This window comes from Plantactinospora sonchi (assembly GCF_036422035.1).
Classification (GTDB): Bacteria; Actinomycetota; Actinomycetes; order Mycobacteriales; family Micromonosporaceae; genus Plantactinospora; species Plantactinospora sonchi.
Map to the genome: position 1 here is coordinate 372,193 of NZ_JAZGQK010000003.1, position 17,259 is coordinate 389,451.

At 72.6% G+C, this 17,259-nt stretch carries 14 protein-coding genes; 5 read left to right on the forward strand and 9 right to left on the reverse strand.

What is annotated here, in order from left to right; all coding sequences use genetic code 11:
* Positions 1-69 precede the first annotated feature (69 nt).
* Positions 70-609, reverse strand: a complete 540-nt coding sequence (locus V1633_RS05095) for a roadblock/LC7 domain-containing protein (protein ID WP_331212977.1) — start codon at positions 607-609, stop codon at positions 70-72.
* A gap of 451 nt (positions 610-1,060) precedes the next feature.
* Here V1633_RS05095 and V1633_RS05100 point away from each other — a divergent pair, with 451 nt between their 5' ends.
* The 3 genes from V1633_RS05100 to V1633_RS05110 all read left to right on the forward strand — a co-directional run bounded on the left by V1633_RS05100 (position 1,061) and on the right by V1633_RS05110 (position 3,416).
* A complete protein-coding gene (locus V1633_RS05100; protein ID WP_331212978.1) occupies positions 1,061-1,387 on the forward strand; it encodes a MazG-like family protein in 327 nt (108 codons plus the stop codon).
* Positions 1,388-1,843: 456 nt separating this feature from the next.
* Positions 1,844-2,062 (forward strand): hypothetical protein, encoded by a 219-nt coding sequence (locus tag V1633_RS05105; protein ID WP_331212979.1) that lies wholly within the window; start codon positions 1,844-1,846, stop codon positions 2,060-2,062.
* A gap of 151 nt (positions 2,063-2,213) precedes the next feature.
* On the forward strand, positions 2,214-3,416 hold the full coding sequence (locus tag V1633_RS05110) for a hypothetical protein (RefSeq protein WP_331212980.1): 1,203 nt from the start codon (positions 2,214-2,216) through the stop codon (positions 3,414-3,416).
* Positions 3,417-3,432: 16 nt separating this feature from the next.
* Here V1633_RS05110 and V1633_RS05115 read toward each other — a convergent pair whose 3' ends face one another.
* The 5 genes from V1633_RS05115 to V1633_RS05135 all read right to left on the reverse strand — a co-directional run bounded on the left by V1633_RS05115 (position 3,433) and on the right by V1633_RS05135 (position 8,372).
* A complete protein-coding gene (locus tag V1633_RS05115; protein WP_331212981.1) occupies positions 3,433-4,059 on the reverse strand; it encodes a hypothetical protein in 627 nt (208 codons plus the stop codon).
* Between the two features lie 104 nt (positions 4,060-4,163).
* A complete protein-coding gene (locus V1633_RS05120) occupies positions 4,164-5,396 on the reverse strand; it encodes a serine hydrolase domain-containing protein (RefSeq protein WP_331212982.1) in 1,233 nt (410 codons plus the stop codon).
* 171 nt (positions 5,397-5,567) lie between these two features.
* Entirely contained in the window at positions 5,568-6,611 is a 1,044-nt protein-coding gene (locus V1633_RS05125; protein WP_331212983.1) for a nucleoside recognition domain-containing protein, read from the reverse strand.
* A gap of 1 nt (position 6,612) precedes the next feature.
* On the reverse strand, positions 6,613-7,476 hold the full coding sequence (locus V1633_RS05130; RefSeq protein WP_331212984.1) for an ABC transporter permease: 864 nt from the start codon (positions 7,474-7,476) through the stop codon (positions 6,613-6,615).
* Positions 7,473-8,372 (reverse strand): ABC transporter ATP-binding protein, encoded by a 900-nt coding sequence (locus tag V1633_RS05135; RefSeq protein ID WP_331212985.1) that lies wholly within the window; start codon positions 8,370-8,372, stop codon positions 7,473-7,475. The genes V1633_RS05130 and V1633_RS05135 overlap by 4 nt, the downstream gene beginning before the upstream one ends.
* 154 nt (positions 8,373-8,526) lie before the next feature.
* On the opposite strand from V1633_RS05135, the gene V1633_RS05140 reads away from it, so the two are divergent.
* Positions 8,527-9,933: a sensor histidine kinase gene (locus V1633_RS05140; protein WP_331212986.1), complete on the forward strand. Its 1,407-nt coding sequence runs from the start codon at positions 8,527-8,529 to the stop codon at positions 9,931-9,933.
* Positions 9,930-10,649, forward strand: a complete 720-nt coding sequence (locus V1633_RS05145) for a response regulator transcription factor (RefSeq protein WP_331212987.1) — start codon at positions 9,930-9,932, stop codon at positions 10,647-10,649. The genes V1633_RS05140 and V1633_RS05145 overlap by 4 nt, the downstream gene beginning before the upstream one ends.
* A gap of 20 nt (positions 10,650-10,669) precedes the next feature.
* Here the strand turns inward: V1633_RS05145 and V1633_RS05150 are convergent, their stop codons facing one another.
* The 3 genes from V1633_RS05150 to V1633_RS05160 all read right to left on the reverse strand — a co-directional run bounded on the left by V1633_RS05150 (position 10,670) and on the right by V1633_RS05160 (position 17,248).
* Positions 10,670-13,624, reverse strand: a complete 2,955-nt coding sequence (locus tag V1633_RS05150) for a tetratricopeptide repeat protein (RefSeq protein WP_331212988.1) — start codon at positions 13,622-13,624, stop codon at positions 10,670-10,672.
* A 353-nt stretch (positions 13,625-13,977) separates the two neighbouring features.
* Entirely contained in the window at positions 13,978-14,325 is a 348-nt protein-coding gene (locus tag V1633_RS05155; RefSeq protein WP_331212989.1) for a peptidoglycan-binding domain-containing protein, read from the reverse strand.
* Between the two features lie 208 nt (positions 14,326-14,533).
* Complete coding sequence (locus tag V1633_RS05160) at positions 14,534-17,248, reverse strand: hypothetical protein (RefSeq protein ID WP_331212990.1); 2,715 nt, start codon at positions 17,246-17,248, stop codon at positions 14,534-14,536.
* Positions 17,249-17,259 lie beyond the last annotated feature (11 nt).

A 17,259-nucleotide genomic window follows, 5' to 3' on the forward strand; every position in this document is an offset into this window, starting at 1 on the left:
CCCGCCGCCGGCCGGCGGGTGACCGGCACCGGGGGAACGCCCCGGAGCCGGCCACACCAGCCCGTGCTGCTACGCGGTGCCGCCGACGTGCAGCAGGTCAGCGATTCGCTCCGCGACCGGTCCCGCCTCCAGGTGCAGCCAGGACACGTTCAGCCGATCGTCACCGAGCACCGCGAGCAGGACGTCGTCGCTCACGCCGTACACGGTGAAGTAACCCTGGTCACTGTGGACGGTCAGTTCCCGGATCCGTCCCTGACGCAGGGTCAGCCCGCACTGCCGGCCGAGCCCGAAGGTGGTCGCCGCGAGCGCGGCGAGGTCCAGCGGCTCGGGGCCGGTGTTGAGGTCGTGGCCGATCAGCCGGCCGTCCACACCGGCCAGGACGGTGCCCCGTACGCCGGGGACCCGCTCGCGCAGGGCACCGAGTTCGACGTGTACGGCGGACCTGCCGGGCAGCGTACCGCCGCTGTGCACCAACGGCGCCGGCGGCGGTGGGGCGAAGGTCTCCTCCGGAAGGTTCTCCTCGCCTCCGCTGTCCAGCCGGGCACCCGGGCTGCGTCGGGGCAGCGGGTCGGCGAACAGATCCTGCCCGGACTCTCGGAACTGGGTCATGGCCGGCGTCATCCCTCGACCCGAAGCTGCTGGTCCGCGGCGGACGCGGGATCGACGGGGCGGACGGGGGGAGCCCAACCGCGGCAGGGTTTGCCCACGCGGGAGCTCAGCGGCCGGATCAGGTGGTGGTTCGCCACTGACGGCGCCTCCATTCTCGGTGTGAACGTCACTGCCCGTAGCGCCGCCATCGAGCAGATGGCGATGTTGGGCGACGGCCGGTCTGCCCCGCGAGAACTCCTGCGGCGTGGGTGTCACGCCGGTTGCAGAACGCCGCTCGCAAGACAGGTACTTGTCTGTGCAGCTAACTTACTGTTGTCCTGCCCGCGAGGGAACAGGGCGATACGACCGAAGTTGCACCGCATCTGTCGGACTTCTGCCCGGCGCATCACTGCGCACAGTAATCGGAACTCAGCGTAGTCAATGATCGGGTTCGAGCCGGTACGGTGAGGCGGTGAGTGATGCCATCTGGACGACGGTCCGGGACGCCCGGGTCTGGCTTGACCAGGCGAACGGAACCGACCGGTCCGAGTTGACCTGCCGGATCCTCAAGGTCACCGAAGAGGCCGGCGAGGTCGCCGGTGCGTGGATCGGCCTGCTCGGACAGAACCCGCGCAAGGGCGTCACGCACGACCTGGCCGACGTGGCCGACGAGTTGGCCGACGTCGCGATCACCGCCCTGGTCGCGATCGAGAGCCTCGGTCTCGACCCGCGCGAGGTGCTCGCCGGTCGGGCCGAGCGGGTGCACGCCCGGTTCCCGGTGTCCGACCAGTCCGGCTGATCGTGAGATGTCGGACGGATTGTCCGGCATCACCGTCCGACCCGGCGGCAAACTCTGGGAGTCGGTACGCCGCATCGACCCGACACCGGTGGGACCCCGTCCACCGGTGTGGCGGTGGACCGGTCGATGGCCGACCTGTCGCGACACCGCGGCGGTCGGCCGGCGAACAGGCCCCGGGGCGGGTGCCCGCACCCGCAACCGTCACCTTCCCCCGTAGCTGACGGTCGTCCAGCCCGCCCCGGGTGCCTTTCGTCCGCCGGGTGTCCCCGGCCCCGCCGTACCCCCGGTGCTCTGTCCGATATGGAGCGATTGAGGGGAGTCGTGCCGGGTCGCCCCGAGGTCTGGCGGACGGTGCTGTCCCGGAGCCGCCGCAGGGCCGACAAGGGGGTCGGCCGGAGGGCCGGATTTCACGGATGAGGATATCCAGCAGGTCAGTCCGTGCTATACGGTTGCTGGGTGAGAGTCGAGCGGCACTGGTGGAACGGTGATCGTGGTTCGCGTTCCCGGCGCGACGTGTACATCCGTACGGACGGGGAGCGGTGGGAGGTCGAGGCGCAGGTCGGTGGCGCCCAGGGACGCTCCAAGGTGCAACAGTGCCCTGGTGAGGCCTCCGCCCGGATTCTCGCCGACGCCTGGCTCGGTGGGCGTCCCGAGTGGCGCGAGATGGCGATCTGACCGACGGCTCGACGCCGGACAGTCCGCCCCGCCCCCGTTAGCCGAAACCCCCGCCTGAGGCCAAGGCACTTTCCGTAATCTGCCAAAGCCGGTTGCCGACCGTTACCCCTTCCGATGCATCCAGTTACGATCCAGCCACTTATGGTGGTCGATGTCGTGGCGAGTCGGCGGGGTGAGGTTCGTGGCGCAGGACCGGGACGGACGGTTGACCGGCGGACAACGGCGGATCGTGGCCCTCGACCGGAGCCTGCTGCTCCAGTGCCGGACCAGCCAGGTCACCCAGGCGGCCGAGGTGGCCGACCGGCCCGGAAGCGGCCTGGTCGTCACCGTCGAGCGCGGCAACCCACGCGGCTGCCTCGCCCGGGCACGCCACCTGCTTGAGGTGGACCACTACCGCCAACCGGTGCTGCTCGACGCGGCCCGGTACGTCGGCCCCGACCGGCTCACCGCCTCGGCGTCCTTCGACGACCGGTGGATCGGACGGCAACGCGAGCTCGGCCTGCCGGTGCTCACCGACTCCGGCTACCTCGCCCCGGCGGACACCGCCGGCTGTCTCGGCATCCTCGAACGCGCCGCCCGACTCGGCGACGCCATCGCACTGCTGCCGATGCATCCGTCCTGGCTCGCCGACCCGACCGCCCGGCAACACCTCGTCCGGTACGTCGAGGTGGTCGGCGTACCGGTGGCGATCGTGGTCGAACGCGCGGTCACCCCGGTCGACCCGGTCGAGGTGGTACGCGGGCTGCTGGAACTGCTCCGCTGCGCCGTACCGGTGCTGCTGCTCCGGGCTGACCTGGCCGCACTCGGCGCGCTCGGCTCCGGAGCCGTGGCCGCGGCGGTCGGCCTCGACCCCACGCTGCGCGGTCTCGACCCGCGTGACGCCGGGCCACCCCGACAGCCGCACCAGGCCGGTCGACCGTCGGTGCTGATCCGGCAGTGTCTCTCGTACCAGTCGATCGCGGGCGTCGAGGCGGCCATGCGCCGGTACCCGGACAACGGCATGTGGCACTGCGGCTGCCCGACCTGCGCTGGACGGGACCTGAACTGGCTGGTCAGCCGCCCCGAATCGGCGCGTGCCGGGCTGGTCCTGCGACACTGCGTCGACGTACTGCTCGACCTGCGGACCGAGATGACCGGCCCCTCCGTCCAGCTCAACCAGTGGAGTTGGCGGGCCCGCTGCGCCACCGCCAGCTCGCGGCTGCGCGAGGTGGGCTGGGAACGACTGCCGATGCTGACGCACTGGCAGGAGGCGATCACCCTGCCGACGGTGTCCCGGTTGAACATCCCGGCGCCGCGCCGCTCGACCTCCGGCACCCGGTTCTCCCGGGTGGCCCCGCCCCGCGCCGGCCGGTGAGGCGGCCCGGTCGCGGTCAGGCCAGAGCCATCCGGGCCCACCGGCTCGGGGTGAGGGTGAGCACCCGGAACGGACAGTTCCGGTCGGTCAGCAGCGTGTACGCCTCGATGGCCCGCTCGGCGGCGTCCTGGGCCTGCTCGGCGGGAGTCATGCCCCGTCCCCGGTTGCGGAACAGCGCGCCGTAGAAGGCCGAGCAGAACACCCCGCTCTCGTGCCAGCCGATCTGCGCCGAGGTGCCGATGTAGGTCACCTCACCCTGCAGACAGTCCCGGACCGCCTTCTGCCAGGCACCGGTGCCGGTCTTGCAGCCGTCCGCGAGGATCGCGTGCGCCGAGATGCCCCGACCCCGACTCGCCGCCTCCTCGCCGAGCGCCTCCAGCGAGATCTTCGTCCGGCCGTCGCTGCTGGCGAAGGTGGGCGTACTGCTGTGGTCACCGTGCGCCATCACGTGCAGTACGTCACAGGAGGCGGTGAACGCGGTCAGCACGGTGTCCGGGTCCCGCGACCGGACGAAGTCGATGTCGACGATCGGTCGTGCGTGCTCGGCGTTGATGTTCTGCAACGTCGACTGGACGAACGTCATCGCGGCGTCGAACGACGAGTCGAGCCCGATATCCAGCAGACTTACCCGTTTCGCCCTCACCGCCACGCCCTCCCCCCGGATGCTGCGATCACCGCGCACGGTACTCCGGCCGCGCCAACCCCGTCCGCCCGCTGGCGGTCGTCCGGCCGGCGGGGGTGGTCGGTTCAGTCGACCAGCGCCGCGTAGACCAGCTGGCGCATCTCGGCGCGCAGCGAATAGGTGCTGGAGGGCACGAGCTGGGTGAAGAGCAGGCCGGTGACCTCCTCGACCGGGTCGACCCAGAACGCCGTGCTCGCCACGCCGCCCCAGTAGTACTCGCCGACACTGCTCGGGGTCCGGCTCGGCACGGGATCCTGCACCACCGCGAAACCGAGCCCGAAGCCGATCCCGTCGAAGGTGGTCTCGGCGAAGCCACCGGTGGAGAGCCGCCCCAGGTCCTGCCCACCGGGCAGGTGGTTGCGGGTCATGAACCGGACGGTACGCGGCCCGAGCAGGCGTACCCCGTCGAGTTCGCCGCCGCGGAGCAGGAACTGGGTGAACCGGTGGTAGTCGGACGCCGTGGAGAGCAGGCCACCGCCGCCGGAGAGCAGGTCCGGCTTCTGCAGCGCGTGGTGGCCGAGCTGGTCGTACCGGACCGCCTGACCGGTCATCGGATGCGGGGCGTAACAGGCGGCCAGCCGCTCGGCGTCGGCGCCCTCGGCCCACCAGCGGGTGTCGGTCATGCCGAGCGGGCCGAGGATCCGCTCGGCGAGGAAGGTGTCCAGCGACTGGCCGGAGACCACCTCGACCAGCCGGCCGAGCACGTCGGTGGCGACCGAGTAGCCCCAGGCCGTGCCGGGCTGGAAGAGCAGCGGCAGCCGGGCCAGCTCCGCACAGGCGGTGGCCAGGTCACAGCCCGGACGCGGGTACAGGTCGTATCCGGCGGCCCGGTAGAGCCCGTCGACCACCGAGGTCTGCAGGAAGCCGTAGGTCAGCCCGGCGGTGTGGGTGAGCAGGTGCCAGACCCGGATCGGTTCGACCGCCGGCACCGTGTACGGCTTCAGCGCCGAACCCCTGTCGTAGACCCGTACGTCGGCGAACTCCGGGAGCCAGCGGCTGATCTCGTCGGTGAGCTGGAACCGCCCCTCCTCCCAGAGCATCATGGCGGCGACCGAGGTGACCGGCTTGGTCATCGAGTAGATCCGCCACAGCGTGTCCGGGTCGACCGGCCGGCCCGCCTCGACGTCCCGCGCCCCGTACGTCGAGGCGTGCGCGACCTCGCCGCGCCGGGTCACCACGATCTGCCAACCGGCCAACTGGCCCGCGTCGACGTACCGGGCGAAGTGGCTGTCCACGCGGGCCAGTCTCGCCGGGTCGAAACCCACCTGATCCGGGTCCACGGTGCGCTGCAGGCTCATCTGTGGAAACTTACTGCCGGGTCGGAAACGGCGGCAACGAACCGCCGCTGTCGTGATCGGCACACCGAGAACGGCGCCCCGGCCAGGTCGGACGCCGTGCGCGGGCGAGGCGGGCGGCGGCGTCCCGGCCGCGCTGCTCGGCCCGGGCACCGGGCGGCGGCGTTCCGTCGGTCAGCCGGGCCGGGTCGGGCGCCAGTACTGGCGCTTGTCCTTCTCGCGTACCACCACGCCGAGTCGGGTCAACTCGTCCCGCAGTTCGACCAGGTCCCGACGATCATTCTTGTCCACCGCCCGCTGTCGGACCTTGAGCAGCGCGTCCGCCCCCGGCGGCAACCCCGGGGCACCCTCGGTCCAGCGTCGCCACTCGTCCCGGTACGGATCACCCTCGGCATGCCAGCGGTAGCCGTGCGCCTCGAACGCCGTACGCAGCTGGTCGGCTCCGAGGTCGGACGACTCGCGGGCCAGTTCCTCGGCGACCGGTCCGAGCAGGACGAGCTGTTTGCCGTCCCGGAAGGCGCCCGTGATCCGCTCCCGGACGACCTCCCGCCGGCTGTCGCCCCGTACCAGGAGGACCGCCCGGTCGGAGACGGTGACGGTCAGCCGTTCGGCGGCGGCCATGCCGGCCACGACCAACCCGGCGACCGCGCCGAGCACCAGCGCGGTGACCGTCGTCCACGGCTCCTCCACCGAGTCGACCACCTTGAAGGCCCAGCGCCAGGGCACCCAGCGCATCGACTCCAGCCAGTCCGCCGCGGACCGCAGCAGCCAGCCGGCACCGGCGCCGATCAGGGGGAACAGGCTCCAGACCAGCGCCACGACGACGGTCGGCTCGGCCACCACGGTCGATGGCCCGCCCGACGCCGACGGGCTGTCGGCGGCCGGGCTTCCGGGCTCCCCGCCACCGGGCGGATCCCCGGGGGCGCTGGCGCCGGGCTGGGCAGCCGGCGCGCTTGCGCCGCTGGACGCTGCGTCGTCCGGTGCCGCCGCCGTGTCGCTGGGCGGGGCGGCCGGCGCACCACCGTCGCCGGTCGCTGCCTCGTCCGGTGCCGCCGCCGTGGCGCTGGGCGGGGCGGCCGGCGCACCACCGCCGCTGGATGCTGCGTCGTCCGGTGCCGCCGCTGCGTCGCCGGGCCGGGCAGCCGGCGCGCTACCGCCGCTGGGCGCCGTGCTGCCGGCCGGCGGGGTTCCGTTGGTCGTACCCTCGCGGGCCGGCATCTCAGGAGACCTCGCGCCGAATCGTCCGGACCAGCCCGGCGACCAGCGGAATCCCGACCCAGACCGCGACTGATACGCCGAGCCGGGCCCACTCGCCGCCGGCCAGCTCGCCGGCGCCCGGCGGTTCGATCAGCGGGGCGGTGGTCATTCCGGTGTCCAGCCACCCGGCGGCGGTACGCAGCCCGCTGACCATGCCACCGAGCGTGGACCACGCGATCGGCAACACCAGGGAGAGCACGATCGCCAGCGGAGTGTTCTGCAGCAGCAGGCCGAACGCGATCCCCATCAACACGCCGACCACCTGGAACACCGCCGCGCCCAGCATCGCCGAGCCACTGGTGGACCAGGCCTGCGGAGGGTCGCCGCCGAGCGTGGCGAGCAGTGTGCCGGCCGCCGAGGTGGCCACGCTGACCAGCACCGAGACCAGGGCCGCGACCGTGCCGGCGGCCAGCTTCGCGAGGACCACCCGGTGCCGCTGCGGGACGAGGGCGAAGGTGGTCAACACGGTACGTTGGGAGAACTCGCTGGTGACCAGGAGGATGCCGAGGATCGGCAGCAGAATCCCGACCGGGAACTGGGCGAGCGCGAAGAAGTTCTCGAACCGCTGGTCGGCGTCGGGGCTGAAGAAGAGCATCACCGCGACGATGCCGGCCGAGAGCAGAGCGATGATGATCAGCAACCAGTAGCCGGCCCGGGTGTCCGCGAGTTTGCGCAGCTCGACGGCGGCCAGTCGAAGCAGCGACGGGTGCCGGCCGGCCAACTCCTCCCCGCTCCCGGCCGAGGTCTCCGACCCGTCCCGGTGCGTCCCCGGGTGTCGGATCCCGGGACGGGTTCCGGTCGACGGCCCAGTGGTGTCGGCGCTCATTTCACGGCCTCCCGTACGGAATCGCCCGCGGTCAGGGTCAGGAAGATCTGCTCCAGGCCGGCGCTCTCCGCCGGACGTAGTTCCAGCAGTGCCACGCCGGAGTCGGCGGCGGCCTGTCCGACCGCCCCGGGTTCGGCGTCGACGAGCAGCGCGCCGTCTGTGCCGGACCGGGCCGGCAGCCCGGCCCGGTCGAGGGCGGCCCGCAGCGCCTGCGGGTCCCGGGCCCGGACCGCCGTACCCGCGCCGGCCAGCAGTTCGTCCTTGCTGCCCTGGGCCACCACCCGGCCGGCGCCGATCACCACCAGCCGGTCGGCCACCGCCTCGACCTCGCGGAGCAGGTGTGAGGAGAGCAGCACCGTGCCACCCCGGTCGGCGAAGTCGCGCAGCAGGCCACGCATCCAGAAGATGCCCTCGGGATCGAGCCCGTTCGCCGGCTCGTCCAGGATCAGCACCCGGGGACTGCCGAGCAGCGCCTGCGCCAGGCCGAGCCGCTGCCGCATGCCGAGCGAATACGCCCGTACCCGACGTTTCGCCGCGACCGCGTTCAGACCGACCTGGTCGAGGCACTCGTCGACCCGGCGCTGCGGCACCCCCATGACCTGCGCCGACAGCCGCAACGTCTCCCGTCCGGTACGCCCGGGGTGCATCGCCCCGGCGTCGAGCAGCAGCCCGACCTCACGTCCCGGATTCGGCAACCGGCGGTAGTCGACCCCGTGGACCGTCGCGGTACCGGCGGTCGGCGGGGTGAATCCGCAGATCATCCGCATGGTGGTGGACTTGCCGGCCCCGTTCGGCCCGAGGAAGCCGGTGACGGTGCCCGGCGCACAGGTGAACGAGACGTCGTTGACGGCGGTGTGCCCGCCGTACCGTTTGCTCAGGCGTTCGACGCTGATCATGCCGTCCAGCGTGCCGGTCCGGCCCGGTCCGGCGCTGCGGCCGGCAGTCGACGTCCAGTGACCGTCGGCCATCTCCGGGCGCGACTTTCGGCCACCCCCGGACCTCGACTTTGGTAGCTGTCAGATCGGATACGCCGGTCCGTAACATGGCGTGATGAGCGCGGTTCCGGTCCGGCCCGAGCACCCCTGGCTGCTGCCGGCGACCCTGACCGCGGATCCGCTCACCGCCGCCGGCCGCCGTCCCCGCCGGTCGACCCGGGACTGGGTCGTCGACACGCTCTGCTTCCTGATCGCCGCCGGGTTCGCCGTCATCGCGTTCTGGGACGTGCTACGACCACAGCCGGCGCTGGTCGCCGACCGGGTCGACTCGGAGCTGGCGCTCGGGATCGACATGGTGGTGACCACCGCGCTCTGCCTCGCCATCTGGGCACGCCGACGCTGGCCGGTGGCACTGGCCCTGATCACCCTGCCGGTGGCGGTGGTCTCCACCCCGTCGGCGTTCGCCATCATGATCATCGTCTTCACCGTGGTGGTGCACCGCCCGCTGACGATCTCCGGCCCGCTGGTCGCCGCCCAGTTCGGCGCCGGCCTGCTCTACGAGTATCTGCACACCGATCCGGCAGACGGGCGGCTGGTCGGCATGGTGCTCACCGTCGTGCTGACCGGGTCGGTGCTGGCCTGGGGCATGTTCGTCCGGGCCCGGCGGCAGCTCGTGCACTCCTGGCGGGACCGGGCGATCCGGGCCGAGACCGAGCAGCGGCTACGGGTCGAGGCGGCCCGCCGGATGGAGCGGACCCGGATCGCCCGGGAGATGCACGACGTACTCGCGCACCGGATCTCGCTGCTCAGCCTGCACGCCGGCGCGCTGGAGTTCCGCCCGGACGCGTCGAGCGAGGAGATCGCCCGCGCGGCCGGGGTGATCCGGACCAACGCCCACCAGGCGCTGGAGGAGCTCCGCGAGGTGATCAGCGTGCTCCGGGAGGACCCGCCCGACCTCGACGAGGAACCGGACCGGACGCCACCGGTCAGGTACGGCTCGGACGCCTCGGCCAGGGTGCGGTTCAAGTACGGCCCCGATCCGCCCTACCCGCCGGTGACGCCGCCCGCCGACGCCCCGACCCCGGAGACCGCCGAGCCGGCCCGCGGCGTACCGGAACGACCGCAGCCGACCCTCGCCGACCTGCCGGCGCTGGTGGCGGAGTCCCGCGACGCGGGGATGCGGGTCGAGCTGCGTACCGAGCTGACCGGTGCCGAGGGCGCGCCGGTAGGGATGGGGCGGGGGGCGTACCGGATCGTGCAGGAGGGCCTGACCAACGCCCGCAAGCACGCGCCGGACACCGCGGTCACGGTGATCGCCCGGGGCCGGCCCGGACTCGGCCTCACCGTGGAGGTCCGCAACCGGTGGCCGGTGCGCGGGCCGGCGGAACCCCGCCTCCCCGGGACCGGCACCGGCCTGGTCGGGCTCGCCGAGCGGACCGCCCTGCTGGGTGGCTGGCTGGAGCACGGCCGCACCGACTCGGATGACTTCCGGCTGACCGCCTGGCTACCGTGGCCGTCGTGACAACCGACCCGCACGCCGCGGCCACCCCCGGACCGGACCGGCCGGCGCCGGTACGGGTCCTCATCGTCGACGACGACGCGCTGGTCCGGGCCGGCCTGTCGATGATCCTCGGCGGCGTACCCGAACTGCGGGTGGTGGGCGAGGCCACCGACGGGAGCGAGGTGCCCGCCGCGGTCGCCACGCACCGACCCGATGTGGTGCTGATGGACATCCGGATGCCCCGGGTCGACGGGCTGGCCGCCACCGAGGCGGTACGCCGTACGCCGAACCCGCCGCAGGTGCTCGTGCTGACCACCTTCGACGCCGACGAGTACGTGCTGCGCGCACTGCGGGCCGGGGCCAGCGGCTTCCTGCTCAAGGACACCCCACCGGCGGAGATCGTCCAGGCGGTCCGTCGGGTCGCCGCCGGCGAGGCGACCCTCTCCCCGACGGTCACCCGTCGACTCATCGCACACGTGACCGGCCCCGGCACACCCGGCCGCCGGGACGCCGACCTCCGGCGGAACCGGGCGGTACGGCGGGTCGCCGGGCTCAGCGAGCGGGAACGTGAGGTCGCCGTCGCGATCGGCCGGGGCTGGTCCAACGCCGAGATCGCCGCCGAACTGTTCATGAGCGTCGCCACCGTGAAGGCGTACGTCTCGCGGCTGCTGACCAAGCTGGAGCTGAACAACCGGGTCCAGGTGGCACTGCTCGTCCACGACGCCGACCTGGTCTGAGGTCAGCTGCCTGGCGGGTGTCAGGTCCGGGGTTCGAGGACGTTGAGACCGCTGACGTCCACCACCGGACCGTTCTCCCGCATCCGCTCGGCCACCTGATGCCACCGCCCCGCCTGCCGGGTGCAGATCTGCTGTGTCTCGTCGCCGCGCAGCGCCTCGCCCCGGAAGTCCATCCCGGACAGTCGCCGCCGGGCCCGCAGGCTGCCGTCCCCGGCGTGCTCGGCGACGGTCTGGTAGATCGCGTCGAGTCTGCGGTCGACCAGCGCGATGTTGAACCGGGCCAACCGTTCGATGTTCTCCTCGGCGCGGGTGCCGTCGCCGACCAGCCGGTCCGCGCCGGACAGCACCAGGTCGTCGAAGCGCGGGATCTCCGGGGGGAACCGGGCCTCGGCGATCCGGATCGGGTCGACCGCCCGGCGGAGCAGCCGGATGAACTCGGCCCGGTCCCGCCAGTAGCGGGCGTGGTCCAGGGCGATCCGGCAGAGCGTTTCCCAGGTCTCGGCGTCCAGGTCGAGCCAGCGGATCAGCAGGTGCGGGTCGGCGGTCTGCGGCGGCAGGGCGCGGTCGTGCCAGGTCTGTTCGAGCAGCACCGCACCCTGACAGATCAGCTGCTTGGCGTACGCCGACATCCGGATGTTGATCGGCTTGTCCGGGCGGGGGAAGACGACCCGCAGGCTGGGATAGACCTCCTCCTCGAAGTAGCCGAAGTCCTGCAGCCGGCGCAGCGGCGCCAGGTCCGGTTCGCTGCTCAGGATCCACCGCCGCAGCCGGTCGGCGGCGACTCCGCTCTCGGTGCAGGTCAGCGCGGCACGCAGCTGTTCGACCGCCTTCTCGACCAGGGGCGCGACCGGCGGCGGCAGCGGATGTGGACTTCCGTTCCCGACCGGACCACCGGCGGTCGGCACCGTACCGCCGCCGCTGGACGGGGCCGGGCCGTCCGTCGTACCGGTGCGGGTCCACCAGCCGGCGCCCCCGGTGGCCGGGTCGGCCGGTGGCGCGGACGGCCGTCGGGGCCAGCGGGGCGGGTGGGGCAGCGGCAGCGCGTCGGAGATCAGCCGGCGACCCAGCCCGAGCGCCCGACCGGCGGCGGAGACCGGTCGCGGCGGGGTGCCGTCCGGGTCCGGGAAGTACCCCTTGAGCGCGAAGCCGTACGTGCAGGCCGCGTTGTAGAAGTCGAAGGACCGCAGCGGAACCGGCCACCGGCGCCGTTGGGCCTGGTGGATCGCCCGGTCCAGCAGTACGCCGCCACACGGCCACTCCCGCATCAGCGTGCCGGCCCGCCGCCGTGGCCCGCGTCGCCACCAGTCGGCGAGACAGCCTCCGTCGTCGAACGGCCCGGTCGGGTCCCGGCCCACCGGGGGCCAGCCGGCCACGGCCCAGTCGTGCCACGCCTTTGCCAGCCGCAGCGGGGCCCAGACGTCCCGGAGCAGCAGCAGTGCCGAATGGGTCGCCTCGGAGCGGGTGGCCCGGACGAACCAGGCCAGCACCGCGTCCTCCCGCAGCCGGTACAGCTCCTGCGCGGCGGCGATCTGGAACACCACCGTGGTCGCCTCCGGGAACTCCCGCAGCGCCCGGCGCAGCCACTCCTTCGCCGCCGCCTCGCCGGGTGCCTCGGCGAAGGTCACCGCCACCGGCCAGTACCGGTCGACGAAGGCCTTCTCCAGCCGCTGCCGGATCTGTCGGCGTACCTTCTCCCGGTCGCCGACCCCGTCGGACTTGAACCACTGGTGCACCGTCCGCTCCGTGTAGGCGAGGGTGCAGGCGTACTGGTAGCGGAGCTTGATCGAGTCGGGTCGGCGACGCAGGTAGCGCAGCGTGCCGAGGAGGTGCCGGCGGGGGTGGCGGAGCCGGTCGGTGCGGGTGGTCCAGACATGGTCGTCGTACCAACCGCCCTGCTCGCGCAGGACCAGCGCCGACTGGTACGTGTCGAGCGCGTCCAGGAACAGTCCCATCTCCTCCTGCACGCTCGCCACCATCACCCGCAGGTCGGCGTTGAACGGGTCGAGCTTGAGCGCCTCGGCGTAGTACCAGAGCGCCTCGTCGAACTGTCGACGGTCCTGCAACTCCTTGCCCTTGTTGTAGGCGGCGAAGAGGTCGGCCGGCATCTCCCGGCCGCACCAGTTCCGCCACGGCGCCGCCCGACCCAGCCGGGTCACCGGCAGGATCGTGGCCAGCACCCAGTACGCCGTCCGCCGGGTCGCCTCCTCCCAGGTGCCGCCCCACTGGGTGCTCATCGCGCTCCGGCCACCGCCGAGGAACGAGGTGACCGTGACGGAGACGCCGAAACACGGCTCCTGGGTACGTTTCTGCAGTACCCCGGTGACCCGGTAACCGACCTTCGGCCAGAGTCGGGGCAGCATCTGCAGCAGCATGGCGATCGGGTTGGTGGTCTTCGGGTCGACGCCGCTGGCCACGTCGAGGAAACTCTCCGGCGGCGGGTCGGCCGGCCCGGCGTACGGGGGATAGATGTGTGTCTCGGAGAGGCGCTGGCAGAACTGGCTCTTCAGGTCGTCCACCGGTGCGCTCCGGTCGGCCGTCGCGTCGGTGAACTCGTGGACGTCCACCGGCCCGGGGTGGTAGGCGAGCCGGACCCGGCGGTGGTGTCGCCAGGCGGCGAAGCAGATCAGGGTGAGGATCAGCAGCCCGATCCGCTGCCGGGCCGGGTGCGGCCCGTCGCCGCCGACCGCGATGGCCAGCCCGTCCAGTGGGGTGAGCAGCCAGGAGTCGGGCCGGCCCGCGCGCAGGTGTGCCCGTCCGGCCCAGAACAGTGCGGCGAGCAGGGCCGCCGTCGCCAGCGTCTTGAGCAGGACGGCCCGGCCGGTACGCGGCAGCGGCAGCACGGCGGGAGCCGCCCGGGATTCCCTGCCGATGCGCCGGGGCGTCGGCTGCTCCCACTGCTCGGACCGCTGGATTCCGTGGGACGTTCGTTTGGCGCGGTGTGGCATCTCGACCACCGATCGGTCGGCTCGGCTCACCCGGAAAATGGGAAAACCGCAGGTCAAGCCTATGATCGTGGTACGGCGTCGGATGCCGAACGCGAGATTTCGTCCGCTGCCGGGGCGCCGGAGGACCGCCGACCGGAAGCGGACCCTGGTTGTGCCGCCGTCGCGCTGTGCCGACGACAACCGCACAAGGTCCGTGATCTTGTTCTGTGCGCGAACGCGGAACCCGCGGTCGCGGCGAACCGTCCCGCCGCCATCAGACGCGGAAGACGGAACGCGGGGAGGCGGTAGCGGGCGTAGACGCTGCTGTTGATCGTGGTGGCCTCCGGTGGATTCGGCGGGGGCCAGGAATTCCCCCGCCGGAACCTCACTCGTGCCGTGTCACCTCAGTAGGTCGTCGGCAGGAAGCGGTAGCAGTACGCGTCGTCGGTGATGACGGCGAGAAGGTGGTTGCCGGTCTGCGGGCCCACCACTCCGTCGACGCCGATGCCGCGGACCACCTGGAAATAGGTGACCGCATCGGCCGTTCGTGGCCCGTACTGGGAGTCCTCCACCAGCACCTTCTCGCCGAACCACCGGTTCAGGATGCGCTGGACACACCAGACGCCGCTGCCGGTCGATCCCGAGCTGAGGTACGGCGCGTTGATACGGGCCTCGGCTGGGGCGGCGTTGACCAGAGCCGTTCCCGAAATCGTGGTGACCGCCAACACCAGCGATACCGCCAGTCTTTTCATTCCGTGCATTTGTAGCCTCCCCTGTCGGACAACCGGTCGTTTCTGGCGCCAGCTTGCCGGCAGGGCCTGCACTTCTGCTTACGTCTCGCTGACGTCTGATGTCAGCGGGGGCGACGGCGCCACACCGGCATCGTCAGTGCGCTGGTCGGCATCGATGACCTGGGCACTGTGGCCGTTACCGGACGGAAGAAGGCCCCTGACGCTCAGGTCATCCGTCAGCCGGCGCTGGCGCCGACGTGATCCGCGTGCTCCCCTCGGCGGGCGGGAGAATCCCACCGGTCCCAGCGGGCGCCCAAGCGATCCGCTCGGCGAGGTCGTCGACGGTACGCCACACCGCCGGGTCCACCCAGTAGCCGGAGTGCCGGCTCGGCGCCGGGGGGTGCTGGCCGTGGATGTACCAGTTGGTGGCCGGATCGGGCAGCTCCACGTCGATCCTGGCCGGGTGTCCCCGTTCGAAGACCGGTCCGCCGATGTAGTCGGTCCGGTAGTGGAAGTTGCGCCAGGCGTACACCGGGGAGTCGGCGTCGTCGCCGGTCGGGCCGAGCCGACGTAGCACCGACTCGTTGAAGTACGCCGGAAAGGCCCAGCCGTACAGGGTGGTCAGCGGCGAGCCGAAGGTGACCAGGGCCACCGCGTTGTCGGGTGGCCGGTTGTCGGGTTGCAGCAGGGCGGCCGCGGCGAGCACGGTGCCCTGGCTGTGTGCGGCGAGCACCACCCGTCCGCCGCTGTCGTGCAGCCGCCACAGCCGCTGCTGCAGCTCGGGCACGGCCCGCTCGGCGTACGAGGGCGGCGCGAGCGGGTGGTAGGCCCGGGGCCAGAAGGTGAGGACGTCCCAGAGCACTCCGATCCGGCGGCGGCTGTGCAGGTCGCGCCAGCCCTGACGGAGTACGACGATCACCACGGCCGGGATGCTGGCCGCGAGCCAGCTCCCGATGGTGACCGTCCACTGGGTGCTCCACGGCATCCTGCCGTGGAGCCAGTAGCGGACCAGCACCACGGCGAGCAGGACCGCACCGACCGTCGCCATCGCGGTGAGCAGTTTGTCGAGGTCCCGGGGCATCCGGGCGAACCGGCGGGCCCGGGCGATCCCGGCCACCCAGCCCCGGCCGATCCCGCCGTGACGGAACTGGAAGCGGAGCCGGCCGATGATTCTCCGGGCCGACCGGATCGGGCGGAGGCGCGGCCGGCCCGCCCCGGACCGCCCGGATCCCGCCTGGCCCAGTCGGATCCGGTCCAGTCCGATCCGGTCCACCGAGATCCAACCCAGGACGGTGGTCCGGGCCGGGCGCCTCGCACCGGGACGTGGCCGGGCACGCCGTGCGTCGTCGAGCGCGTCGCGTTGCCAGTCCGGCTCGGTCTCCGGCCGGGGACGCTGTCCCCGGTACCAGGCCAGAATCCGGGCCCGTGCCACCGGGTCCAGACCGGCCCGTACGTAGCTGACCGACTCGTAGCACACGAAGATCAGGATCAGTGCCACCGGGACCAGGGTCAGGTAGTGCACCAGCGTGCCGACGACCGGGTAGACGTACAGCTCGACCCGGCCGGGCGGGCCGTTCGGCAGATGCGCCCGGTTCGACACCTCGGCGGTCAGCGCGGCGACCCGGGTCATCATGCCGACCAGTACGACGTTGAGCGAGAAGACGCTGAGGGTGAACGCCACGAACGGCCCGAAGATCAGGAAGGTGCCCCGTACCCAGCCGCCCGGTACGACGGCCGCCAGCACCAGCAGCACGCAGAGGAACACGCCGCCGAGGGTCAGTTCGGCCACGGTACGCATCCCGGGCAGGTAGCCGAACGGCTGGACGTACGCTGGTTGGACCGCCGCGAACCAGCCGGCGGCGCAGACCGCCGTACCGCCGAGCCCGAGCAGCAGACGGGGTGCCGCCGCCGGACGGTGCTCCGTCGCGACGAGGACCAGGGCGCCGAGCAGGACAAGCCCGCCGAGCAGCAGTGCGAGCCAACCCGACACGGCGGCTGCGGTCGACGCTCCGGCGAGCCGCCCGCTCTCCCGTACGGTGTGCGCCAGCGTGACCGCGACGAAGGCCAGTCCGGCGGCGAGGTGCAGGTAACCCAGGTCGAGAGCGCTCCGCTGCCCGTCCCAGAAGCGGGGGTCGGACAGACTCACCCCACACCGACTCGCGGCCTCCGACCGTCGCCCGGACCGACCCGAGCTGTCCCCGGCCGCCCCGTCTCCGGCCGGGCCACCCGCAGCGGAAACGCCGCCGGCCGGTCCGGCCGTCGACTCCGCCGGCCGGTCCGCCGCGTGGCCGGCGACCGTCCCGGCCACCAGTGGCCGGGGACTGACCGCCTCGTACCGGTTGATGGTGCGCAACGCCAGGATCGCCAGCAGCGCGACCACGGCGAGCGGCAGCGCGGCGCCGGCCAGGATCCGCCGGCCCGGGTATCCGGCGAGCGGCGCGGCGTGCAGCAGCCGTACCGGCCAGGTGTCGTCGGCGCAGGCGGGCTGTCCACCGCACTGGTAGCCGAGCAGTTCCATCCCGGTCAGCGCGACGATCAGCAGCAGGTTGAGGGTGAGGCCGAGCGCGGCCCAGCGGACCGCCGCCCGGTGTGCCCAGAACCGGACCGGGCTGGCGTGGGTGCCCGGCGTGCACATCCAGCCGGCCACGTTCGCCAGCGCGAACGGGAAGAGCAGCAGCCACAGCACCCGGGCGCCGCTGCGCGAGGTCAGCCCACCCCACGAGTACGCCTCGACGTGCCGGCCGGCCACGTCCGCCGTCCGGTAGAAGCCGGCGATCCGGTCCCCGGAGACCTGCTGCGGTGCCAGGTCGCCGAGCAGGTTCTCCGGCGTGGTGCCGCCGACCCCGTGCAGCCGGAGTTCGGTGACCCCGCCGAGGTCGGGGACCGGCGGGACGAGCCCGGACGGGCGCGGTACCGGGGACGTGTTGTGACGCTGCAGCGGCATGCGGCTCCACC